Annotated in this window: 19 protein-coding genes; 12 read left to right on the top strand and 7 right to left on the bottom strand. The window is 54.8% G+C overall.

Annotated features, from left to right (window positions below):
* Positions 1-194 precede the first annotated feature (194 nt).
* The 4 genes from HNEAP_RS02950 to HNEAP_RS02935 are packed head-to-tail and all read left to right on the top strand — an operon-like array spanning position 195 to position 5,989.
* Positions 195-1,802: a glucan biosynthesis protein G gene (locus HNEAP_RS02950; RefSeq protein ID WP_012823472.1), complete on the top strand. Its 1,608-nt coding sequence runs from the start codon at positions 195-197 to the stop codon at positions 1,800-1,802.
* Complete coding sequence (locus HNEAP_RS02945) at positions 1,799-2,092, top strand: hypothetical protein (protein ID WP_012823471.1); 294 nt, start codon at positions 1,799-1,801, stop codon at positions 2,090-2,092. Before HNEAP_RS02950 ends, HNEAP_RS02945 begins: the two co-directional genes overlap by 4 nt.
* Complete coding sequence (gene mdoH, locus HNEAP_RS02940; RefSeq protein ID WP_012823470.1) at positions 2,089-4,203, top strand: glucans biosynthesis glucosyltransferase MdoH; 2,115 nt, start codon at positions 2,089-2,091, stop codon at positions 4,201-4,203. Before HNEAP_RS02945 ends, mdoH begins: the two co-directional genes overlap by 4 nt.
* Positions 4,204-4,234: 31 nt before the next feature.
* Positions 4,235-5,989, top strand: coding sequence for an OpgD/OpgG family glucan biosynthesis protein (locus HNEAP_RS02935; protein ID WP_012823469.1), 1,755 nt, complete (start codon positions 4,235-4,237; stop codon positions 5,987-5,989).
* Between the two features lie 70 nt (positions 5,990-6,059).
* On the opposite strand, the gene HNEAP_RS12165 is transcribed toward HNEAP_RS02935, so the two are convergent.
* The 3 genes from HNEAP_RS12165 to HNEAP_RS02920 form a co-directional block, all read right to left on the bottom strand.
* On the bottom strand, positions 6,060-8,558 hold the full coding sequence (locus tag HNEAP_RS12165; RefSeq protein ID WP_166635970.1) for a PepSY domain-containing protein: 2,499 nt from the start codon (positions 8,556-8,558) through the stop codon (positions 6,060-6,062).
* Positions 8,559-8,593: 35 nt separating this feature from the next.
* Positions 8,594-9,271 (bottom strand): Fe2+-dependent dioxygenase, encoded by a 678-nt coding sequence (locus HNEAP_RS02925; protein ID WP_012823467.1) that lies wholly within the window; start codon positions 9,269-9,271, stop codon positions 8,594-8,596.
* A 91-nt stretch (positions 9,272-9,362) separates the two neighbouring features.
* The gene (locus tag HNEAP_RS02920) at positions 9,363-11,627 is read right to left on the bottom strand and encodes a catecholate siderophore receptor Fiu (RefSeq protein ID WP_012823466.1); all 2,265 of its coding nucleotides are present in this window, start codon (positions 11,625-11,627) and stop codon (positions 9,363-9,365) included.
* Positions 11,628-11,897: 270 nt separating this feature from the next.
* On the opposite strand from HNEAP_RS02920, the gene HNEAP_RS12465 reads away from it, so the two are divergent.
* From HNEAP_RS12465 to HNEAP_RS02905, 3 genes are read left to right on the top strand one after another with little or no spacing between them, the layout of a single operon-like run.
* Positions 11,898-12,710: an energy transducer TonB gene (locus tag HNEAP_RS12465; protein ID WP_012823465.1), complete on the top strand. Its 813-nt coding sequence runs from the start codon at positions 11,898-11,900 to the stop codon at positions 12,708-12,710.
* Positions 12,711-12,729: 19 nt separating this feature from the next.
* Complete coding sequence (locus HNEAP_RS02910; protein WP_012823464.1) at positions 12,730-13,443, top strand: MotA/TolQ/ExbB proton channel family protein; 714 nt, start codon at positions 12,730-12,732, stop codon at positions 13,441-13,443.
* Between the two features lie 5 nt (positions 13,444-13,448).
* Positions 13,449-13,868 carry an ExbD/TolR family protein gene (locus HNEAP_RS02905; protein WP_012823463.1) on the top strand — a complete coding sequence of 140 codons (420 nt, stop codon included), beginning with the start codon at positions 13,449-13,451 and terminating at the stop codon, positions 13,866-13,868.
* Positions 13,869-13,936: 68 nt separating this feature from the next.
* On the opposite strand, the gene HNEAP_RS02900 is transcribed toward HNEAP_RS02905, so the two are convergent.
* On the bottom strand, positions 13,937-14,500 hold the full coding sequence (locus HNEAP_RS02900; protein ID WP_012823462.1) for a class I SAM-dependent methyltransferase: 564 nt from the start codon (positions 14,498-14,500) through the stop codon (positions 13,937-13,939).
* A gap of 134 nt (positions 14,501-14,634) precedes the next feature.
* On the opposite strand from HNEAP_RS02900, the gene HNEAP_RS02895 reads away from it, so the two are divergent.
* Complete coding sequence (locus HNEAP_RS02895) at positions 14,635-15,279, top strand: MarC family protein (protein WP_012823461.1); 645 nt, start codon at positions 14,635-14,637, stop codon at positions 15,277-15,279.
* Positions 15,280-15,327: 48 nt separating this feature from the next.
* On the opposite strand, the gene rpoH is transcribed toward HNEAP_RS02895, so the two are convergent.
* The 3 genes from rpoH to HNEAP_RS02880 all read right to left on the bottom strand — a co-directional run bounded on the left by rpoH (position 15,328) and on the right by HNEAP_RS02880 (position 18,596).
* A complete protein-coding gene (gene rpoH / locus HNEAP_RS02890) occupies positions 15,328-16,203 on the bottom strand; it encodes an RNA polymerase sigma factor RpoH (RefSeq protein WP_012823460.1) in 876 nt (291 codons plus the stop codon).
* A gap of 101 nt (positions 16,204-16,304) precedes the next feature.
* On the bottom strand, positions 16,305-16,673 hold the full coding sequence (locus tag HNEAP_RS02885) for a DUF167 domain-containing protein (RefSeq protein WP_012823459.1): 369 nt from the start codon (positions 16,671-16,673) through the stop codon (positions 16,305-16,307).
* A 24-nt stretch (positions 16,674-16,697) separates the two neighbouring features.
* Positions 16,698-18,596, bottom strand: a complete 1,899-nt coding sequence (locus HNEAP_RS02880) for an ATP-binding cassette domain-containing protein (RefSeq protein WP_012823458.1) — start codon at positions 18,594-18,596, stop codon at positions 16,698-16,700.
* A 256-nt stretch (positions 18,597-18,852) separates the two neighbouring features.
* On the opposite strand from HNEAP_RS02880, the gene HNEAP_RS02875 reads away from it, so the two are divergent.
* From HNEAP_RS02875 to HNEAP_RS02860, 4 genes are all read left to right on the top strand, one after another.
* Positions 18,853-20,349, top strand: coding sequence for a redoxin family protein (locus HNEAP_RS02875; RefSeq protein ID WP_012823457.1), 1,497 nt, complete (start codon positions 18,853-18,855; stop codon positions 20,347-20,349).
* On the top strand, positions 20,350-21,498 hold the full coding sequence (gene earP, locus HNEAP_RS02870; protein ID WP_012823456.1) for an elongation factor P maturation arginine rhamnosyltransferase EarP: 1,149 nt from the start codon (positions 20,350-20,352) through the stop codon (positions 21,496-21,498).
* 72 nt (positions 21,499-21,570) lie between these two features.
* Positions 21,571-22,140 carry an elongation factor P gene (gene efp / locus HNEAP_RS02865; RefSeq protein WP_012823455.1) on the top strand — a complete coding sequence of 190 codons (570 nt, stop codon included), beginning with the start codon at positions 21,571-21,573 and terminating at the stop codon, positions 22,138-22,140.
* Positions 22,141-22,268: 128 nt separating this feature from the next.
* On the top strand, positions 22,269-23,297 hold the full coding sequence (locus tag HNEAP_RS02860) for a diguanylate cyclase domain-containing protein (protein WP_012823454.1): 1,029 nt from the start codon (positions 22,269-22,271) through the stop codon (positions 23,295-23,297).
* Positions 23,298-23,302: the final 5 nt, after the last annotated feature.

The raw sequence follows: 23,302 nt of genomic DNA, 5'->3' as shown, positions 1-23,302 counted from the left end.
TGGAGAATGGTGAAGGGCTCGTGCCTGTTCAGTGCGGCACAATGCCGGGGGTATCACTGTTTCAATCGCACGCGCACCGGCGAATTGAATGGAACGGCGCGCGCTACTGATCGAGTTTCCATCAGGCGCCCCCAAAGCCGCCAATCCATGCCAGAACGTGTTTTTGTTTACCCCTGATCTTCGAGAGCGTGCAGATGTTTCGCCGAAACACAGTTCCCCCCGTTTCCCCTTTTTCTGTCCGCCCGGCCCCATCATCCACTTGGCCCTTGCGCTGGAAAATGGTGTTGGGTCTGTTCATTGCGTCATTAACGATAGCGACGCATGAGGCTTTAGCCTTTGGTTTTCAGGATGCAGTCATTCAGGCCAAACAACTCGCTAGCCAATCCTATTCACCTGATCCGCAAATCCCAGAAGCGTTGAGTCAGATCGATCAGAACACGTTTGAGCGCATTGCCATCAAACCCAGCGCGTCCCTGTGGCAAACCGCCCGTTTCGGCATTGATCCGATTTCTGCCGGGTACATCTATGATCAACCGGTCGATCTGTATGAAGTTACGCCCGACTCCGTCGCGCCGATCGTGTTCGACAAGACCAAATTCGACTGGCCCAGCCAGGCCTTTGCTCAGACGGTACCGGCCAATCTCGGATTCGCCGGATTTTCCGTTCACTACCCGCTCTCGGGGCAAGATGCACGCGATGTGATGCTGACCTTTCTTGGCGGGGCACAATTCAGCGTAGTCGCGGCAAATCAGGTGCCCGGCGCCCATGCACGCGGCGTGGCCATCGATACCGGTTTGCCGCAGGGTGAGCAATTTCCTCGTTTCACCAAGTTCTGGCTGGTCCGCCCGAACCCGAGCGATCTGCAACTCACCATTTACGCGTTGCTCGATGGAAAATCCCTCACCGGTGCCTACGAGTTCGTGATTCGCCCGAACGGCTCTCGTGTGGACGTTCATGTCACGGCGTCCCTGTTCCCTCGAACGGGCATCAGCCGCTTGGGTCTGGCGCCGCTATCGACCATGTATTTCTACGGCCAAACCGGCCAGCGACCGGCAGGGCAATGGCGACCGGCCGCCTATGAATCCGATGGTTTGCTGATGCACACCGGTGAAGGCGACTGGGTATTTCGCTCATTGCAAAATCCTGCAACTTTGCGGGTGAGCGAATTTGCTGCGGATGGTATTCGCGGATTCGGCTTTATGCAGCGCCAAACCCGTTTCTGTCAGTTCGAGGATGCCATTTCCCGATTTGAGCGCCGCCCCTCATTGTGGGTTACCACGGAAGCGGGCTTTGGCAAGGGAAAAATCGTTCTGGTTCAGATCCCGACAAACAGCGATCTCCACGAGAATCAGATCGCTTTTTTCCAGCCAGCCGAGGTTGTTGATTCAGCCCATCCGGTCTCCTTTGCCTATACGTTGACCGCAGGTAACAGCGATGTGGCTCAAGAACCGCTGGCACAGGTTCGCCGCCCTTTGATTGGTACTGTTAAGCTCGCTGCCGACGACAAAACCGAAAAAGCCTATCGCGTTAATCTTGATTTTTCAGGTGGGCGACTCAGTACACTAGCGGATAATGAACCGGTTATCGCGAACATCGAGACAAAGGGCACTGCGACTGTTCAGGAACAGGCTGTCATCCCGTTGCCCGAAGCGGGGCACTGGCGTTTATCCATGCTGCTGGTTCCCACAGGCAAATCTGTAGTCACCATCGACGCATCCTTGGCGTTGAAGAAGAAAGTCATCTCCGAAACATGGCGGTATGATCTCCCTTCCGACTTGACGCGCTTCGGACAGATGAAATGAACGATACATCACCTGAAGTCAACCCGGCACCCGGCAACACGCAATGCGAATACCCGGTCGCCATCTGTGGCCAGTTGCGCTGGTTGCAGCGGCGTGTGTTCTATCAGTTTTTGCAAACTGGCTGCCCGACGATTGACCTGCAAGCAAATCTGGACATTAGTGACAATCAGGCCGATCTACAGCAACGCCTGGCCATCCCGATTCCGCAACTGTGCGCCATGCCACCGATCCTGCGGGGCAGCGTCAAACACGCCCAGCCCCACGCCAAACACAACCGAAAGCCGTCATGACCGATTCCGCCATGCCTTCGACAAAAGATGCCTTCCGCGGAATCGCGCTGCTGCGCCGATGGATTTTTACCGCGTTTGTGTTGCTACAGACTGCGCTTGGCATCTGGGGGATGATCCTCGTCTTGCCGTACCACGGCTCAACGGCCATCGAAAAAACCATTCTGATTACGTTCATTCCGCTGTACGCCTTCGTGGCCGCGGGCTCGTGGATGGCGCTGTTCGGTTTTTATCTGCGGCGGCGGTATAAAAATCGGGGCGACGCACACAGCCTCATGAGCCGCTTTGCCGACCGATTACCCACAACCAAGCTCGTCAAAACCGCCGTCGCCCTGCCGATTTATCACGAAGACGTCGAGCGCGTCTTTCGCGGCCTGCGCGCCAGCATCCAGTCGGTATTGGCAACCGGTCAAGGCGAGATGTTCGAATTTTTCATACTCTCGGACAGCCGCGATCCTGAAATCTGGCTGGAAGAACGTGCCGCCTGGCTCGCGCTGTGCAACGACCTTGATCTGCATGGCCGTGTGCATTACCGTCGTCGCCGGGTGAACCTGAAGGCCAAAACCGGCAACGTATCGGATTTTCTGCGCCGATGGGGTAGAAACTTCAAATATTTCATTGTGTTCGATGCTGACAGCGTGATGTCTGGCGAGGCATTGGTCACGCTTGTCCGCTTGATGGAATGCGAACCCAAGGCAGGGATGATCCAGACCGTGCCCCGCCTGTTCAACGCCCGCTCGGCCTTCGCGCGGATGCAGCAATTCGTCACCCATCTCTATGGCCCGCTGTTCAGTGAGGGGCTGGCCGCGCTGCAACTGAACGAAGCGGTGTTCTGGGGCCATAATGCCATTATTCGAACCGAAGCATTCATGGCCCACTGCGGGCTTAAAAGCATGCGCGGTTTTGGATTGTGGCGCGGCACCGTGCTCAGTCACGATTTTGTCGAGGCGGCGTTCATCCGGCGCGCGGGTTATGAGGTTTGGCTGGAAACCGCCATCGAAGGCAGTTTCGAAGAATCGCCCCCTTCTCTGGACGACGAATTAATTCGGGACAAACGCTGGTCGAAAGGCAACCTGCAACATCTGCGATTTTTCGGTTATGAGCGGGGTATTGCCACCGCGCACCGCATGGCCTTTATGAACGGGATTTTTGCGTACATGGCCTCACCGGTCTGGTTCCTGTTCCTGCTGTTTTCCACCATCGAAGTCGCCCAATTCGCGGCGGGCGACATCAATTATTTCCCAGACACCCGCAGCCTCTACCCCAACTGGCCGCAATGGCATCCGCAGTGGGCCATCATTCTGGTCACCAGCACACTGGTCACGTTGTTTTTGCCGAAGGTACTGGCCTTGTTCGACTTGCTGGTCTTCGATACCGGCCGGCGTCAGGGATTCGGTTCCACGGCCAAACTTCTACAAGGGTTCTTTCTGGAGAATCTGTTTTCCATTCTGCTCGCACCCATTCGGATGCTCGCCCATTCGGCCTACGTGGTGCAGGCGATCCTGAACGTCACTGTGCGCTGGGCCGGACAGAACCGCAGTTCGGAAATCGGCTGGCTGCAAGCACTGATTCGGCACGCGCCGGGCATGATTCTGGCGATTACCTGGTCGGGTATCGCTCTATATCTGGATGCCAACTTCTTTTACTGGACGATCCCGATCAGCTTGTCTTTGCTCTTGGCCGCACCGATTACCGTGTGGCTCTCGCGATTTTCCCTGGGTGACCACTGGCGCACGCAGGGCATCTGGCGCACGCCGCCGGAGCAGAATCTGGGCGATCAGGTGCTGGTCGATTTTGCAGAACTGGATATGCCGCCACTCAAGCCTCAAAATGCGCCAAACTGGTTGAACTGGACGATCTTGCACCCCAATCAAGCGCGGATCGCCGCAGCCCTTGCGCCACATCGCAGCGGGGCGGCGAAGCAGGCATCGACAGAGTTGAAAGAAAAGCTCATGGTAGAAGGCTTGCATGCGCTCCCGAGCCGCAAGGCCGCCCGAATTCTGGATGATGCCGATGCCGTCATGCAACTGCACCAACATGCGTGGATGGCGCCGCCCGACGATCCCTGGGGACGTCAGGTCGATCACCTGACCCGTCTGATTTGTATTAAATAATTTCGTCCGATCTTTACCGAGAATGTGAGACATGAGCAAACCGACTAAAAAACAAACCGAACAACAGCCGTCAGAACAAGCACCGTCCATCCTGACCACTCAGGAATATACCCGACGGTCTTTTCTGTTCACGCTCGCGAATATCAGTGGACTGGTCGCACTGGGATTTGGTAACGCACAAGCCGCACAAGAATCAACGGCTACGCCCGTTAATGAGCCGACCACGCCCAAAACGCCCGCACCGGCAGCGGTCGCGCCCGAAAACGGGCTTAAGTTTGCAGCGGCCAAGCCATTCTCTTATAAATCCTTGATCGCCCGCGCCCAAGAAATGGCCAAGAATCCGTATCAGGCGCCGCCCTCTCCGGCTGCCGACGCGATCAAGACCATCAATTACGATGCATCGGGCAAGATCAAATTCAACCCGAAAGATGCCTTGTGGGGCAAGTCAGGGTCGGTTTATCCCATCACGTTCCGTCCCTTGGGTGAATACTTTCCCAAATCAGTTGCCATGAACGTGGTCGAGGGCGATCAGGCACGCATGATCGAATACCGCCCCGATTACTTCACCATGCCGGAAGACAGCCCGTTGCGTCAGGTACCGGCTGGGCAATCCGGTATTTCCGGCTTCTGGGTGCAGCGTTCCCGGCGTATCGGCGACTGGACGAAAAGCGAGCCGTGGGCCACCTTCCAGGGAGCCAGTTATTTCCGCGCCATATCGCGACAAGGTCAAGTGGGCATGTCGGCGCGTGGCATCGCCATCAACACCGGCTTGCCGCAAGGCGAGGAGTTCCCCGATTTCCGCGCGTTCTGGTTTGAACCGGCAGCCAACGAAGGCGACCCGGTCGTGGTTTACGCCCTGCTGGATGGCCCGTCGATCACCGGCGCCTATCGCTTTGAACTGCGGTTCGATGGCGATACGGAAATGGTGATCGAAAAACACCTGTTTATCCGCAAAACCATCGATCAACTTGGTATCGCCCCATTGACATCCATGTTCTGGTACAGCGAAACACCCAACAGCCACTTGCGCGGATGGCGGCCCGAAGTGCACGATTCAGACACGCTGGTCGGTTGGCGTAGCGACAACGAACACTTCTGCCGCCCCCTGACCAATCCGCCCAGTCTGGCCTACTCTGCATTCGTCGACGAGCATCCGCGTGGTTATGGTTTGCTGCAACGCGACCGCGATCCCTCGCATTACCTTGATGGGGTTGGTTACGAAAAGCGTCCGTCCGTCTGGGTAGAACCCATCGTCGACAGCAAAGGCAACAACAATTGGGGCAAGGGTTCGGTTACCTTGATCGAAATCCCGACCAACGACGAAACCTTCGATAACATGGTCGCCTTCTGGCAAATCAAGGGCCCGGCACTTGCAGGTACCGCCCTGCAGTTCAAATACCGCCTGTACTGGACCGAGCACGAGCCTTTTTTCCCGCGCGATCAACTGGCACGCGCCGTCGCATTGCGCGCCGGTCCTGGCGGCAACTTTGGTGGCTCTCGCCCGGCCAACACCGTCAAGCTCGTGATTGAATGGGATAGCCAGCTGTTCCAAGGGCATCAGCCCAAAGATGCTGTGTTCACTATCACCAGCTCAGCCGGAAAAACCGACAACGTCCAAATCGACTGGGTAGCGGGCACGCCCCGCTGGCTGACTCAGTTCGACCTGTTCGTCGACAGTGATACGCCAGTGGAACTCAATGGCGTGCTGACCCTGAACGGCGAGGTCATCAGCGAAACATGGCTCTATCAATTCCACCGCCAGAGCTTCGTTCAAATGATGGCGTGATTGTTCCAAGCAATTAAAGTCATGAACAGTTTAATAAAATGGAGTCATCACTAACCTGATCTCCATTTTATCAATAGACATCTCGTCGATAACGCCCCGAGCGCCGAAACGCCTGCCAAACTTCCGTGCCCAACAGGTTTGATAGTACCGACTCAACCGCCGGTGCCATACCGGTGGCACTACCACAGACATATACCACGGCATTCTCGTCAAGGTATTCCTTCAAAGAGTCATGCGCTTCCCCCAGTCGATGCTGCACATATCGAATGGCGCCCGATGTCGGCAGTTGCGAAAACACCCAGTCTAAGCGCTCGATGAATACTTCTGATTCCCACAAGTGCCATTGCGCCAGCCAGTAGGCATCCTGCGGACTGCGTTCGCCCAAAATCACCCAATTGCGTTTGGCACCCACGGCAATGCGCGCTTCAAGCTGTGCCCTAATACCGGCCATGCCCGTGCCATTGGCGATGAAGAGGCAGGGTACAGTGGGATCGACCATCGGTAAAAACGAAGGATTTTGCCGGAGTTGAGCGGTGAGTTTCTCGCCCAGCGGTGCGTGCGCGGTAAGCCAACCGGAGGCAATGCCGAGTTCGCCCGCTGGTGTCTGCACTTGTCGAACCAGTAAACGCACTACGCCGTCGGTGGGCAACGAGGCAATGGAGTAACTTCGCGCGCCCAATCGGCGCAGTGTGTTAATCCAAGTGGGAATATCATGGCCGGGTTTGCCGGCGGAAATTGCCGGTAATTCATGGTGTCGGAGCGCCTCGGCCAAGGGCTGTTCAACACCATCTAATAGCACACGCTGAGAACCCTCTAAACCCGCAGCGTGCAGCCATTGCGCGACACGCTCAGTCGGTTGCAGCGGAACAATATCGATGAGCGCGCCCGCCTGCCATTCATCGCGCATGGTGTGCGTCGCGGTTAGCTCAATTTCAAAGGTCGGGAATCCCATGCCTGCAGGATTCAGGTGTTGCCTTTTACTGAGTATCCATGCCGGGCTTGGCGCCGCAGCGGTCAGAGTTTCATCGCCCCAAACCGACGCGAGTTGCGAGACCCACTCATCGAGCACGACCGGATCGGCTTGATCGGCCATCAGCATCGGAAACCATTCGGTCGCCTGTGCCGCTAATAACGATTGACGCAATTCGATGCCGAATCCACAAAATTGACGATACTGCCGATCGCCCAGCGCCAGAATGGCAAAACTCAATGTGGGCAGCGCTTGTTGCTTACCGAGCAGGGACTTAATCACACCCTGAGCCTGATCCGGCGCCTCGCCGTCTCCATAGGTGCTCACGATGAACAGGGCCATCGAGGCAGCGCTCAATTCCGCGTGGGTTAACTCATCCAATGACCGGAACAGCACCGGTTGCGCGGCTGCCTCCAGCCGTTGTGCAGTCATCTGCGCCAGCGTTTGCGCTGTGCCGGTTTGGCTGGCATAAACGACCAACACCGGTGCCGTATCAGGTGTTATTCCTGAGAATTTAACCAATTTCGACCGGGGTCGAACGCGACGACGCAGATACAACCACAGCCCACTGATGAAAAACAAGGGCAGCGACAAGCTCACCAAAAACATCATCCACATGCCGACCAGGCCGAAATATTCGCCCGAATGCAGAGCGAACATGCTGCGGATGATTTGCGTGCCGAATGGCAGGCTGACAAACGGCTGATCGGCAAGGATTTCTGCGGTTGTCGGTTGCAATTGCAGGGTATTGAACGCCCGCTGATGGGGCGTTGCGCTGTTTTGCCACAGCACGCGCATGGCCTCATCCGGCTTATTGGGCCAAAAGATTTGCACGCGGTTGGCCGATAAGGTGGCCAGACGATCCGCAATCGCTTGTAAATCTGGCGCAGAATGACTGACTTCAGCCATTTTGTACGGCGCCGGTTTGCCCTTGGGCGTACTTGTCGCTGCGAGCCATAGGTTGCGAGACCAATCGTACGACCAAAAAAGGCCAGTCGAGGTGACGAGTAAAAATGGTACCAGCAGCCACACGCCCACAACGGAATGCCATGACTGCGTTCGCGCAGCCAGAGCGCCGTGCCCGATTGGTTTAAACCAATATTTGAGCCCGGCTCGGCGCAATCGAATGATTACACCTGAGATCATAATCGCTAAAAAAACAAGGGCAGAAGCCCCGGTAATTGCTTTGCCGGTGTTGCCTGCCAATAAACGACGGTGCACATTTTCCACCGTGTGAAAAAATGCCTCACCGCGCGCCTTGCCCAGCAAATCCCCCGTATAAGGGTTCACGAATTCTCCTGCCGGTTTGCCTCGTGCACGAAAACCAACCCAAGCGCTCTCACCCGGCTCAGTCGATACCCGTAGGGTGGCAATCGGTGGGCTGGCTTTTTGTGCCTGAATTCGTGCCAGCAAATCGGGCAACGGCAGTACGGTCGCACCTTCGGGGACAGTAACCTGCATTATTCCGGCGTTCATCCAGCGTAATAGGTCGTCCTGAAAGGACATGATGGCGCCTGTTCCGCCCACAATGGCCAAGATCAGACCGGCGAACAAGCCAAGCCACCGGTGAAGCCAGCGAAATAAGGTGCGGGGACTCATGAAGAGGGATGGATTCAAGCGCGTGCGCGAAACCATCATACTTCCGCCCATTGCCGCAGCAGGTTGTGATAAAGATTGGTTAAATGAAGCACCTCGGCGTCATCGCCGATGCGTGTGCGCAGGCGTTGAATGGTCTGATCCAATTCAAATAACTGAACTCGACGGGCATCGTCACGAATCATGCTTTGCAGCCAAAAAAACGACGCCACTCGGGCACCCCGAGTCACCGGCATCACCGCATGAACGCTAGATGAAGGATATAAAATCAAATCGCCTGCGGGTAGTTTGACCTCGTGCTGACCATAGGTATCGTGCACCACTAACTCGCCGCCTTCGTACTCATTTGGTTCCGCCAAAAACAAGGTGCAGGAGAGGTCAGTGCGCAGCAAGGCACCATCAGCCTCATGGCGAACGGAACCATCAACATGAAAACCGTATTGTTCACCGCCTTCATATCGGTTAAACAACGGCGGCACAACACGCTTGGGCAAGGCAGCAGAGAAATAGAGGGGATGCTGAGCCAAGGCAGAAAGCACCCGTTGCCCCAACGCCATTGCGATGGGTGAGCGCACATCTAATTGTTGATTTTGCTTCACGCGCGCGCCCTGAGCGCCCACCGTCTGCCGTCCATCAACCCAGTCTGCTGCTTCCAATTGCGCCCGAAAATCGGCGACGGTTGCTTTATCCAGCACCTCGGCCAAATGCATCATCATCACGCGTCTCCTCAGAGGTACCCTTAATACAAAATTTGTTTCATTCCCTGAATAAATTGGTCAAGCGTCCCTGCCTGCCGAATTAATCGGGTTAGAACTTCACCGCCGCCGTCAAACGCACCGTGCGCGGTGCGCCGGGCGTATAGCGATAGCCGCTTTTATTTATGGCAGCGACATACTCTTTGTTGAACAGGTTGTAGACATTCAACTGCAACGACATCGCCTTGGTGAGCTGGTACGACGCCATCGCATCCACCACCCAATAGGAATCGGCATATTGCGGGGTGCCGACTGCGCCATCCTTACCGCGCTGCAACATGCTCGTGTATCGTGGCCCGCCACCGATGGTTAATTTCGGCGTGACGCGATAACTCGTCCACGAGGTAAATGCCGTGCGCGGTGTGTAATTGAGCTGATAATCATCAGGATCGTTACCCACAGCAGAGCCACTGGTGACCTTGGTATCCATCAGAGTCCAACCCGCATTGATCTGCCAATCTGGCGTGATGTTGCCCACGGCCGATAATTCAACGCCTTGAACCCGTTGTTTGCCTGTTTGGTAATACTGCAGGCTGACCGGATCTTGCACGATCCCATTGAGTACCTCGGTTTGGTACACCGCTGCGGCCAAACCAAGCCGACCATCCAGCGCATCCCATTTGGCACCGGCTTCGATCGTTTTGGTTTTCTGTGGCGCATAATCAGGGTTGTTCGCCGAATTGGCGTTACTGGATAACTGGAAATTAGCACTGCCCGGTGGCAACTGGGCGTTGGCATAGTTCACATACACACTGCTATCAGGCGTAATTTTATAAACCGTACCCAGTTTCCAACTCACGGCGTTACCGGAAGTTGATAAATCAGCGGCATTCACTAAAGTGCCGGTGGCTGCGCCCCCCGTGCAGGCAGGCGCGCCGCGGCCAACCCCGCACGCTTGTACCGAGTTATAACTGGTGCGGTAATGATCTAACCGCACGCCGCCTGTCACCAACCAACGATCCGTCAAATGGGCGGTATCAAAGGCATAAATTGCAGCCGTATTGGAAAGCCCTTCGGCATGGCCACCATTCAAATCCCAGGTTAATCCCGTGACATCGGGATCGGGTGCATACAGATTCGCCGCCGGCCATGCGCCTTGGGTGGCATAACTCAAGTTATTTTGCTTGGATCGGGTAAATTCCACACCCACCAAGGCATCGTGCTGAATCGATCCGGTTTGCAGATTGGTTTTCAGACTGGTTTGGTTGGTAAGAATCGTGTTTTGCTGATTCAAGAAGGTGGGCAAACTCCGGGCAATCGTCCACGTCGAAGGGTTAGACGGATCCGGTGTCAACCAATTGGCAGCCGACCCCATGAACGCGGTCAGCAAATAATCGTTTTGTGTTTGTGCCCAACGTGTGACATTGCGTAAGGTGGTGTTGGGATTGAAATCGTGCTCAAGCGTCAGCGTATAACGGCTGGATGTAACCTTCTGATAATCTGAATCTGTGCCGTAAAAATTGGACGGATCGACTGCCGGTGCATTGGCTAAAAAAGGCCGCTTGGAATCCGGTGAGGTATAACCCGGCAAACCAATGGTGGGCACCCCGCCATCTGGCACATTGTTTTGCTTCAAATACATGGCATCAAACCACAGACGATTGGCCGTGCCCAAACCTAAAGCGACGGATGCAGCAACCCCACCGCGATTATTTTCGATGGAATCGCGCCCCGCCACATCGGCCTTTTGGCCCATTACATTGATGCGAACAGCTCCACCTTTAACCCCATCTAACGCGCGATTCACATCGGCGGTGGCGCGCGCATAAGACTGGCCTAGCTCAAGGCTGCCCGCCGTGCTATCGCGCATATTCGCTTGCTTGGTCACAAGGTTAATCGAGCCGGACGGACTGCTCACACCATAATCTGTACCGGAGGCACCCTTAATCACCTCTACCTGCTCAATGTTGAACATATCGCGGGAAATTGCGCCCAAATCTTGCACACCATCTACATAAATGCTGCTCGATGCATCGTAACCGCGCATATAAACCGAGTCCCCGGTCGTGGTATTACCGTTTTCACCTAAATAAAAAGTAGAAACACCCGGAGTATTGCGTAAAGCCTCAGTCAGCGTTGTTGCGCCCTGCTGCTTTATGAGTGCTTGATCGATGATCGTGATTGTTTGGGGCGTATCGACCAATGGTTGACTAAATTTCGGGGAAGACAATTGATCGACTTTGATGTCGTTGCGCTCAGATTTCCCAGAGACATTCACTGTTGGCAATGCCACATTATCGGCATGAGCGACACCCAATGGTGCACTCCCCAGAGCCAGAAACACGACGGCTGCCTCATGTTTTTTACTGCGAATCATGCTTGTCTTTTCCTCAAGTTGAATGAACCACACATGCCGAGGACGAGTCGCTCAACGACATGCCCGGCGGATTCTATAGTATGTAAATGAGAACTACAATCATTCGCATGTTTTTTACGCTTAGCGATGTTTGTGCTATTCTCGCCTCCAATAATTCGACTTGGATTGTTTTTGTATTTTTATGGCGCCTTCACCAAAAAACGCCCAGCGAAGAACCTTCCGTTTTGGTAAAGGCATGAAGCAACTGACTTATCAACAAGAACCCGTTATATGAAAGCGCACTTACATCAACATACGGATCCTTCGCGACTACCTGGTCTTTCAAGGGGCAACAGCATTCTCTTGCTTGGCCTTGTTATTGGACTGCACGGAGTTGTGCTCTATGCCCTATTGCGGAGCGAATCGATATCGCAACCTGCGCAAGTCAGTGCGCCGGAAGCAGTGATGCTGGGTACATTGTTGACGCAACCTTCGCCGGTGATAGAGCCTGAACCAACTCCTGAACCAACTCCTGAACCAACTCCTGAACCAACTCCTGAACCAGCTCCTGCTCCTGCTCCAGAACCTGAACCGAAACCGGCTCCCAAGCCAGCTATCACTGAACCAAAAGCAAAACCAGAGGCAAAACCCCTTCCACGCCCAACGGTGAAAAAAAGTCCACCTCAAACCAAGGCTCGTCCGACCAATAAAGCAGTGGAGTCGTTAGCGACGGTTCAACATTCTTTATCGGATTCGTCCCAAGCGGAGAAAGCCCCAACAATCGCAACGAATCCCGTTCCGGTGCAAACACCGCCGCCCGTTGTTCAACCAAGATTGGATGCGCGCGCAGGCAACAACCCGCCGCCGGATTATCCTCGTGCTGCCCGCAAGCGGGGCCAGGAGGGTACGGTCGTGTTATCTCTTGTGATTGGGGCAGACGGCAGTGTGCAGGATGTCAGCGTGAAGCGCTCCAGCGGTTACCCGCTTTTGGATCAGTCGGCCGTTAAAGCCATACGGCGCTGGCACTTTCATCCGGCAACCCAAGGGGGTAAAGCCATCAGCTGGAACTACTTACAGCCCATCAAGTTTTCTCTCACCGATTAAGTACTTTTGAGGATTGACCATGCCCCACTCATTTGATCTTGCCTCACTCTGGCAACAAAGTGATCTCATCATCCGCAGCGTTGCGCTACTTCTGTTGGCCATGTCTGTCTTGACCTGGTTCTATGTTCTACAACGACTATCATTCATGTTGCGTCTGCGTGGCGTCAGTCGCCGATTCGAACAGTTCTGGCACACTCAAGGATATTCGGAAGGCTTGGCACTATTGGGGAAACCCGGTCACATCAATCCGTTTCGCACGCTTGCGGATAGCGCGGTTGAAGCGGTAGAACATTACTACAGCCACTCAACAGATTTGCACAGCCAACTTCCCTTGAGCGAGTGGCTCTCATTATCGCTGACGAGCAAAATTGATGACATTCAGGAGTTTTTCCGTCAAGGAATGAGCGCGCTAGCATCGATTGGCGCTGTGGCCCCTTTCATTGGATTATTCGGCACCGTTTGGGGGATTTATCACGCATTGGAAAATATTGGCCAAACCGGATCGGCCAATTTAGCCACCATAGCGGGGCCTGTCGGAGAAGCCTTGGTAATGACCGCATTCGGGCTGGCAGTCGCCATTCCTGCTGTGCTCGCCTACAACGCAATCAATAGGCAAAATCGACAACTCATTGCGCGCGTGCAGCGCTTTGCTCAACAATTACACACTTATCATGTCAGTGGCATCGCACCCACTGCTCGTGCCAAAGCTAACGTGCAACAGTGGCAGGAGTAATCAACATGGGTTTTCAAACAGCCAAAGAAAATTCGGATGAAATGAGCGAAATCAACATGACCCCGTTAGTGGATGTTATGCTCGTCTTGCTAATTTTATTTATGGTGACTATGCCGGTACTGACTCAAGAAATTCGAGTCACACTACCCAAAACCACAAGCCAAACGCCAGTCACAGCGCCTAAAGATCCCATCGACCTTGCAATTCGAGCCGATGGCAGTTTGCAATGGAATCAAGAAAATTTAAGCGACGAAGCAGTTACAAAGAGGTTGGTAATCGCGGCTAAGGAGCAGCCACAACCAGTTATCAGACTATATGGTGACGCAGCAGTACCCTATGGGAAAGTCATGAACGTACTGGCCAGCGCCAAAGAAGCGGGCATCACCAATATTGGATTTGTCACTGAGCCAATGCCACAAAAGTAAGTTATGTAATCGACACGGAGCAGCTGCGCTAGTATCGACACTCAGATTCTGGCGCAATTTGGATGGGTTCAACTTTTCCAATCGAAGGCATCAACCCGTGCGGGGGGGAAGTTTCGCCATACGATATGGCATTCGCTGCCGGAAAAGGGGCCGGTAAACGGCAGCTTGTTATCGTGCAGATGGTAGGTGAACTGGATATAGCGCGTGCCCGGTTGGGAAATCTGATTGATTTCCTGACTGATCTGCTGCACGACGGATGAGGGCATGCTTCGTAAAGGCAGGCTGGAGACGATGGCTCGGATGGGGGCCTCGATTCCACTCAGGAGTTGGGATAACCCGCAGGCATCACCGTGAATGATGTTGAGTCCAGGGAAACGCTGCCGCAGAAGCTGCGCGAAGGAATCGGTTCGCTCCACCAGAATCAGATCATCCGGCTTGATACCCCGTTTCAGAAGTGCCCGCGTCATCGGGCCACTACCGGGTCCGAGTTCGATGACTTTGCCTTCACCATCGGGCACAAGTGCAGCCATTTGCCGTGCAAGATAAACCGAACTGGGACACAGTGCGCCTGTGTGACGCGGGTTCTTGACGAATTCACGCGCAAAATTCAACCACTCACGGGTACGGATCATAAAACCTCAGACAAACGCGGTGCCGTAAATACTGTGTCATTCGGCACAGACTTTACCCGTCCGCGCCGAAACGTCATATTAATGCACGTTTATTGTGCGAAAATCAATTCAACCCAGCCAACAGGAACTCCCCCTTGCCCGATTTGATGCACCATGCCCTGACGGCATTCATGGCGTTTCTTGCCATGATGAACCCAGTCGCCAACGCCGTTATCTTTCTGGGGCTCACGGCTGATATGGGCTTGGCGACGACGCGCCATGTCGCTTGGCGCGCGGTGCGAACGGCATTTTTCATCGTGCTGACATTCGCCCTGTTCGGCCCGCTGGTGTTTTCTTTGTTCGGCATTACTCTACCCGCGTTAAGAGTGGCTGGGGGCGTGTTGATTGCCTTGGTGGGCTTTCGAATGCTGCACGGGGAAAATTCTCGCGTGTCGCATCCCAAGCAAATTCCATCGGAATCCGGTAGTGAGGTCGACAGCTCGCAGAATGACATTGCCATCACGCCGCTGGCCATCCCTGTGCTGGCCGGACCCGGCACCATTGCCACCGCCATGAGCTATTCCCCGAGCGGGCACTGGATGCAAACGGGTGCAACGATTTTGATGTTCACCCTCATTTGCGCCCTGACTTTTTATGCCTTTGTTTTCTCGGAACGGATTCTGGCACGCATTGGTCGTGGCGGTGTTGCCGTCATCACGCGTCTGATGGGTTTGATTCTGGCGGTGATCGGTGTGCAGATGCTACTGGATGGCCTTCATCAATCAGGCGTTTTCGGTTAATAAAAAACCGGAGACATTTATCTCCGGTTCTTCGATCTAACGCCCCGCTTAATGACTGGGTGCCGGCAAGGCCAGGCGGAGTTTCTTCAACGCCGCATTTTCGATCTGGCGCACCCGCTCTGCCGATACCTGATACTCGTCTGCCAACGTTTGCAACGTCGCTTTGGGCTCTTGCAGCCAACGACGTTCAAGAATATCGCGGCTTCGCGCGTCGAGATCGTGCAACGCATGCGTCATGGCGGTGACGCGATCATCTTCATCGCGCTGCGCAGTCATGTCCTCGACCGACACCTGATGCTGGTCAACCAGAATTTGCTCGTAGGACGGCCCGCTGCCTTCCTGCTCACTGTCGTAAACTGGCGCATCAATGGCGATGTCATGGCTATACAAGCGCGATTCCATGGTCACGACTTCACGTTCCGGCACGTTCAACTCGGCCGCAATGGCGCGTGTTTCATCCGCGGTCAACCAGCCCAGACCGCTCTTCATCTGACGCATCTTGAAGAAGAGTTTGCGCTGCGCCTTGGTGGTCGCAATTTTGACGATGCGCCAGTTTTTCAGGATGTATTCGTGAATTTCTGCGCGAATCCAGTGAACGGCAAATGTGACCAGACGAACCTTCTGCTCCGGCTCAAATCGCTTGACGGCCTTCATCAGGCCGATATTTCCTTCCTGAATCAGATCGGCCAGCGGCAAGCCATAACCACGATAACCGCGGGCAATGTGCACCACAAAACGAAGATGGGACATGATCAGCTTTTGCGCAGCATCGATATCCCCGGTGGATTTCAGCTGTTCGGCCAGTTTTTGCTCTTCGTCGGCAGTCAGAAGCGGAATGCGGCGCACTTCCGCCAGATACTGCTGCAACGAATCCCCAACCACCGGCAGGGTGCGGGGCATAACAGGATGTTGGGCGGTATTCATTAGGATGCGTACCTCAAATGTGGAAAACGTATTTTTTCAAATAAACTTGATTTTATCATCAGCATTCGACCGAAAGCCAACTGGAAAGTTCACTTAAAGAATCAGCGCAATCTAGCCTCGGAAGAATCAGCTATTGCCTTGCTCGACAGAGCCTGTAGCAGCAGCCGTTCCGCCTCTGATGAGCTAGCCTTCGGCACCGTGAGCCACGCCAAGGCAATGTCTTTGCTTCGACTGGTCTCCCCTCGCCGAATCTCAACCCGGTTTTTCGCAACCGAAAAGGTTTTGGCAATAAAGTCGATCACCGCCTGATTGGCCTTGCCATCAATAGGTGGGGTGGTCAGATACAGTTTGATTCGCCCACCGATGACCTCACCCCAGGCAGTACGACTGGCTCTGGGCTGCACCTTGAGCTTGAGGATCAGACGGTCATCCTGCCAGTGGAAAAAATCTGATTCCACCGAATCATTCATGCCTTTTGACGCTCGCTTTGTGGATCATTGTGTGGCCCGCGCCTCCAGATCGCCCCAGCGCGCCATCAATTCAAGAAGCTCTTCGTCAATAGCAGCCATGCGCGATAGAACGGGCGCGGTTTTGTCATCAGGCTGTGCATAAAAAGCCGGATCACTCATCTGCACGGTCAGTTGGGCCTGTTCGTCTTCCAGTTCGGCGATTTTTTCCGGCAAGGCCGCCAGCTCGTGGCGCTCCTTGAAGCTCAAGCTGTCTTTTTTAGCGGGGCTATTTGCTACGGGCGCGGTTTTTGCAACGGGTTTCGGTGTTGAGGTGCTTTGCTGAGCATTCTCCCGATCTCGGATAGCCAACCAATCCTCGTAGGTTCCGACCACTTCGCGTACACGCCCTTCGCCTTCAAACACCAGCAGGCTGGTGACGACATTATCAAGAAACGCTCGGTCGTGGCTGACAACCAATAGCGTGCCGTCAAAATCCAGCAGCACCTGTTCCAGCACTTCCAGTGTTTCAAGATCGAGATCGTTGGTGGGTTCATCGAGCACCAGCAAGTTGGCCGACTGAGCGAACAACCGCGCCAACAGCAGGCGATTGCGCTCCCCGCCGGACAGGGATTCAACCTTGGTGCGCGCCCGCTCCGGCGTGAACAGGAATTTTTGCAAATATCCGATGCCATGCATGTTTTGGCCGTGAACGTCGATGCGGTCGCCGCCGTCACAGATATTCTGCAAGGCCGTCCAATCGGGGCGCAGTTGCGCGCGATGCTGGTCGAAGTACGCGACTTGTAACTGACTACCCTGTCGGGCGGTGCCGCTATCCGGTTGAATTTCGCCGAGAATCAGTTTGATCAGCGTGCTTTTGCCCACGCCGTTCGGGCCGACCAAACCGATCCTGTCGCCGCGCAGGATGCGCAAGGCAAAATCTTTGAGAATGGTCTTGCCGTTGTAGGTTTTGTCTATGTGCTCACCATCGAACACGATTTTCCCCGAGGTGCGCGAACTGGCGACAGCGACCTCCACCTTGCCCTGCTTGTTCACGCGAGCAGCCCGCTCTTCTCGCAGGGCCTCCAGGCGTCGAACCCGGCCTTCGTTCCGCGTGCGGCGGGCTTTTACGCCTTGGCGTATCCACACCTCTTCCTCGGCCAGAAACTTGTCGAATTCGGCATTCTGGATTTGTTCGGCGTGCTCACGCTCTTCAACGCGACGCAGATAATTCTGGTAATCACCCGGCCAAGACGTAAGCTGGCCGCGATCCAACTCCAGAATACGGTTGGCCAGATTTTGCAGGAAGGATCGGTCGTGGGTGATGAAGATGACCGCGCCGGAAAAGCCGCGAATCAAGCCTTCCAGCCATTCGATGCTGGCGATGTCCAGATGGTTGGTGGGTTCGTCTAGCAGCAGCACATCGGGCTGCACCACCAGCGCTTGGGCAAGCAGCACTCGGCGTTTCGCCCCGCCAGATAACGATTTGACCGAGGCATCGGGGTCCAGATCGAGCCTTGTGATCACCTCGTCGATCCGCTGCGCCACCGACCAGCCATCGACCGCCTCGATTTGCTGTTGCAGACGCGCCATTTCATCCATCACCGAATCATCGCCCGCGCCCAGCTTTTCGATACAGGCATGGTAGGCCGTCAATGTGGCTTCAATGCCGCCCAAGGCTTCGGCCACCGTGGCATACACGCTCGCAGTCGAATCCATTTGCGGGTCTTGCTGCAAATACGCAATGCGCGCGCCGGGCTCAAGGCGCACTTCGCCCTCATCGGCACGCGTTAGGCCGGCCAATATTTTCATAAAGGTCGATTTGCCCATGCCGTTGCGCCCGATCAAGGCGATGCGCTCTCCGGGTTCGACCGTGAGCCCCACATGATCCAGTAAAACGCGGGTACCCAAGGCAAAATGCAAACGATCAACGGTAAGTAAGGGCATGGAACAATCAGACTTTCAGGAGAATGGGCGCATAGTGTAAGGGGTTTTGCACCGCCTTGCCGTTCTGCATGAATGAAAGCCTTTGGAAATAATTAGCTTTATTTCGGTCTATGATTCAACGGCACATCGAAATACCTGTGATTCGTCGTTCCCACGAAAGCGGGAACCCAGAAAATCAAGGCGCTGGATTCCCGCCTACGCGGGAATGACGAGTTTTTCGAGCTGCCCTCAAATCATTGCCAATCGAGGAAAAACCATGCCCCGAATTCGCCCGCTTTTTTTGCCGCTGCTTGCCTTGCCCGTCATCGCCCTGATGCTTTGGTTTATGCCACCGGCTGCCAATGCGTCGGGTTATCCGCCCTTCCCGGCGCAGACGCAGTGGTTCAATGTGAGTAAACCGCTGACGGGCGCCCAACTGCAAGGCCGGGTGGTTCTGCTCGATTTCTTTACGCCCGGCTGCATCAATTGCATCCACATGATTCCGATTCAACAGCAGCTCAAGCAAAAATTCGGCGATGATTTATTGGTAGTGGGCGTTACCTCACCTAAATTCACCGCATCGCAGCAAGCGGACAACATGACGCCGTTTTTGCGTCGTTATCATGTTGATGAGCCGGTGTTTATCGATTCCGGCATGACGTGGTGGCAACATTATGGCGTGTTCGCTTGGCCGACGATGCTGCTGCTCAACCCAGAAGGCAAGGTTATCCATAGCTTTGTCGGCGAACGCAGCTACACGGATATGGCAGCGGTCATTCAATCGGCGGTCGAAAGCGCGCGTGCTGCGAACACGCTGACGCACCCGAAGCTGCCGCTCAAACCTTTGAGCGCCGATAATCATTTCATGGTTCTGCCGACGAAAATCGCCGTCAACGACAACCGCGTGGCGATCAGCGATACCGGCCATGACCAGGTCCGCATTTTCGATCACGAAGGCAAGCTGTTGGCCACCATCGGCGATGGCAAAGCGGGCTTTGCCGATGGCAGTTTTGCCACGGCCGAATTTAATCGCCCGCAAGGTATCGCCTGGCTGGGCAATGATTTGTATGTGGCCGATACGGATAATCAGCGTATTCGCCGGATCGATTTTGCCAGCCAGACGGTATCCACCGTGGTTGGCAATGGGCAACGCGTTTTCCTCAATGAAGTGACTGCAGCGGCAAAGGACACGCCCCTCAATTCACCCTGGGGGCTTGAAGCGGTGGATGGCGATCTCTTTATTGCCATGGCAGGCGATCATGCAGTCTGGCGCTACGATCCCAAAACGCGAAAGCTCGACGTATACGCGGGCACAGGGGACGAAGGGCTGCACGATGGTGAGCGCCTGCTGGCCCAATTCGCCCAATCAAGCGGCTTGGCCTATCACGATCACAACTTGTATGTGGCCGATCCTGAATCCTCATCCATTCGACAAATCAACATGCAAACCAGCTTGACGATCACACTGGTTGGCAAGGGCTTGTTCAGTTTCGGTGATCGCGATGGCGCGGCCGATCAGGCCCTCTTGCAGCATCCGCAGGGCTTGGCTTATCTCAACGGTGCGCTGTATATCGCCGATACCTTCAACAATGCCATTCGCAAGCTCAACCTCGACACCTTGCAAGTCAGCACCGTGGCTAAAAATCTGGCGCAACCGAACGGACTGGCGGTATTGAACGATCACACGCTATTGATTGCCGATACGTACCGTGATCGCATCGTTGCCTTGAATATCATCAATGGCGAAACCACAGCCTGGCCGCCCAAAAAGTAAATGCTGACAACAGAGCGAATCGATTGGGATATTTTTTGCCGCGTCATCGACAACTACGGCGATATTGCCGTCAGTTGGCGGCTGGCGCGGATTTTGACGGAAGATCACCGGCAAGTCGTCCGGCTGTGGGTCGATGATCTGAGCGCACTCGTGCATCTGATACCGGAAATCGACGCGACAGAGGAGCAACAGAGCCACCACGGAATCACGATCATTCACTGGACCGATGCATCCGCAACCCCAAGGCCCGCCCGTTTCGTGATTGAAGCGTTTGGCTGCACCCTCCCGGAGGGCTATCAGCAGCGCATGCACGAACAGACCGTTGCATGGTTCAACCTGGAATACTTCAGCGCCGAGAGCTGGATCAGTGATTATCACGGCCGGTTCTCGCCACAACCCAATGGCTTGCAGAAGCAATTCGTGTTCCCGAGCACGCGCCCCGATTCCGGCGGATTGTTACGCGAGGCGCATCTGTTTCTGGCGCGTGATCGCTTTCTTCATTTGGAACAAACGAAATGGGCGCATGATTGGCAAATTCCGCTGCCAAACGGTTTATCGCTGCTTTTGTTTGGCTATGAAAACCGGGCGATTGGCGAGCTGATCGACGATCTCGCTCAAACCACCACCGAGGCCGTCACCATCTACCTACCGGAAGGTCGCCTGCTGAGCAGCGCACGCGAACACCTCCGCTACCCCGAACTCATGGCAGGCGACCAGTTTCAACGGGGAGCGGTGACCTTGCATGTGTTGCCATTTCTGCCACAGGCGCAATTCGATCGTCTGCTGTGGATGTGCGACATTCTGTTCGTGCGCGGGGAAGATTCGCTCGTACGCGCGCTCTGGGCAGGCAAGCCGTTCATCTGGCAGATTTACCCCACCGACGATCAGGCGCACTGGGAAAAACTGGATGCCTTGCTGGATACTTGCCGCGGCGACCTCCCTGCGCCTGCGTTTGACGCCTGGCGGACCTTGACGCATGACTGGAACCGGCAGCAACTCGCACCCGAAAGCTGGCAGAACTTCATCGAGCACCACGCCCTTCTGGCCTCGGCCGCCGAAAAAAACCGGCTCACGCTCGCCAGTCAAACAGAACTCTCCAACTGGCTGGTCAAAACCGCATATGAGCGGTTACAATGCCGCACCATTTAATGTAAGGCTTGGTTTTTCAGGCTTTTTTCAATTAATTTTCAACCAAATTTACAAGCACACTGGGTAGTTTCCATGAAAACCGCACAAGAATTTCGCGCCGGCAACGTCATTATGGTCGGCAAAGATCCTATGGTCATTTTGAAAGCCGAATTCAACAAATCCGGCCGCAACTCGGCTGTTGTCAAAATGAAGATGAAAAACCTGCTCACTGGCAGCAGCACCGAATCGGTGTTCAAGGCCGATGACAAGTTCGACCAGGTCATTCTCGACAAGAAAGAATGCACCTACAGCTACTTCGCCGATCCACTGTATGTCTTCATGGATTCCGAATTCAACTCATACGAAATCGAAGCGGAAAACATGGGCGACACCATCAACTACATCGTTGACGGCATGACCGATCCCTGCGAAGTGGTGTTCTACAACGACAAGCCGATTTCCGTTGAATTGCCGACCATCATCGTTCGTGAAATCGCCTATACCGAACCGGCTGCACGTGGCGACACCTCCGGCAAGGTCATGAAGGACGCCAAACTGACCAACGGTCATGAAATCCAGGTCGCCTCGTTCATCGAGATCGGCGAGAACGTGGAAATCGACACACGGACCGGCGAATTCCGTCGTCGCGCTTCAGCCGCCTGATTTCAGACTCGTAACCCGCCTTTTCAGGGTGGGCCGCAAGAAAAAACCGCAGCCAACGTGCTGCGGTTTTTTTATGGCTTCAATTTTGCTTAGAACTCATTGGGTTTGCGGAGGAGGAACCCTCAACCATGCAAGAGCCACTCGATCTACGCGATTCCGATATTGTCCTGCTGTCCATTCTGGCACGGGAAACTAACCTGCCCCGCTTTTTCCATATCGCGGCCAACGCGGCAGCAAAAATCGTCGGCGCCGATGGTGCCGGCCTTATTCTTCCTGAAGGAGAAAAATTAAAGTATCGCTTTTTCGAGGGCTTACCGCCGCAATTTGTTGCACTATCTCAACACGCGTTTGATCGCAGCACGGGCGTCGCTGGAGCCGCTTTGGCCCAAAACCACCCGCTTTTTATCGAAGACTATCCCAATAGCGACCTGGCCTTACCCCATTTTGTCGAATCCGGCTTGAAGGCCAGCTTGAGTATTCCTATTCGCATTAGCGACCAAATTGAAGCAGTGCTTGCACTGTCTTGGTTCAAGCCTGTCGGACAATCAATGTCCATGCGCCAACTCAGCCTGGCAACGCTCTTCGGTGATTTTATCGGGACCGCCCTGTATCGCGACAAGATCGAGCAGCATCTCAATCGGTTGGCGCACAGTGATCCACTTACCGGCCTGCCGAATCGCGCCGGTTTTTATCCCTTACTGGATCAAGCGATACTTCGGGCTCAGGACGGAGATCGGCATGTGGCACTAGCCATCATCGACATCGATCACTTCAAGACCGTCAACGACACGCTGGGTCACGAGTTCGGCGACCGCCTGCTGATGGAAATAAGCAGCCGACTGGCAGAAGCCTTGCACCGCGAAGACAAGATTGCCCGTTTGGGCGGTGATGAAATCGCCATACTGATCGAGTCGGCGCGACACCTCAAAGATCTTCAGGATATCGTTCGCCGTTTATCGCAAGCGCTCTATCTTCGCATTGGGCGGGATGGCGAATATGTGCGCATTTCCGGCAGCATCGGCGTCTGCGAGATCCATCCGAAGGAAACACGCAACCAGAATACCTTGATGTGCGCCGCCGACTCGGCCATGTATCAGGCCAAACGTGCGGGTGGCAACTGCGCGGTATTCTCAGCCCCGCCACAACCGGATTTCTAAACGAA

Origin of the sequence: Halothiobacillus neapolitanus c2, from assembly GCF_000024765.1 — a bacterium.
Taxonomy (GTDB): domain Bacteria; phylum Pseudomonadota; class Gammaproteobacteria; order Halothiobacillales; family Halothiobacillaceae; genus Halothiobacillus; species Halothiobacillus neapolitanus.
The sequence above is the reverse complement of the archived record's forward strand: the minus strand, read 5'-3'. Positions and strand labels throughout refer to the sequence as shown.